Annotated in this window: 1 protein-coding gene; it reads right to left on the reverse strand. The window is 27.7% G+C overall.

Translation table 11 applies throughout. The features are described 5' to 3' along the window. Positions 1-313: 313 nt before the first annotated feature. On the reverse strand, positions 314-769 hold the full coding sequence (locus SLH48_RS22390) for a hypothetical protein (protein WP_320259924.1): 456 nt from the start codon (positions 767-769) through the stop codon (positions 314-316). Between the last annotated feature and the right edge of the window lie 105 nt (positions 770-874).

The following is an 874-nucleotide window of genomic DNA, read 5'->3' on the forward strand; positions in this document are numbered from 1 at the left end:
TTTTGGAAAGGGTGCCAAATAGTTTCCAAATCAAAAAAATCAATCACTATATTTTATAATTAATTTCAACAAACTTTTTCTTTAGAACTTTTCTGGTTTCTTCAATTCTTTTTATCTTTCTTAGAGTGAAGAGCGAAAATAAAAAAACTAAAATATAATTTACATAACTATAGTCTATCTCGCCTTTTGTAATAATTCTTCCCATAATATATGCACCTCTCTCATATTCTTAATTATAATCATGCTTTACTAATAAGGAGTTTTTAAGTTAGATATTTATAGTAAAGTTCAATTGCGTATGCTATTCTTAACTTCATTCAGTTAATTCTTCTACTATTGTTGATTCTCCAAATCCAGTTACTTTATATTTATGGCCATCACCTAATTGAAATACTATGCCCAAAATCGATTTCTCATAACTATCTTTTCGGTCAATGCTCTCTTTAGTAAGACCATCTGAATCATAATGTACTGTACCTTCAATATTAATGAAATTCTCATTTTGATTTTCATTAATATTACTAATCTCATGATTTATCATTCTACCTTGTATCCATGCCCCTAATACTGGTTCAATGCTATTAGTATCAAAAACCATTCCCTCTTTGTAATATACAGTTATAGAGTATTTTACGAATTGTTCACTAAAATCCTCATTACTCCCGTGTCCATAATAGGATTCATATATTCTAAAATCATCAAAGTCATTATAAGAGTTAGTACACGCTACCAGTATTATGATTTGTAAAATAATTATTATTCGCTTCATTTAATCACCCCATACCTTTATTATATTTGAATTTGGTAAAAAAAAATCTACATAATTCAAAATGTAGATTACCGAACCTTCTTATTCAACAATATGGCGCAAATC

Source organism: Cytobacillus sp. IB215316 (assembly GCF_033963865.1).
GTDB lineage: Bacteria > Bacillota > Bacilli > Bacillales > SM2101 > Nanhaiella > Nanhaiella sioensis.

What these genes read in the sequence shown, in the direction of transcription:
- SLH48_RS22390 (WP_320259924.1), bottom strand. Translation starts at nt 769, where the DNA reads ATGAAGCGAATAATAATTATTTTACAAATCATAATACTGGTAGCGTGT.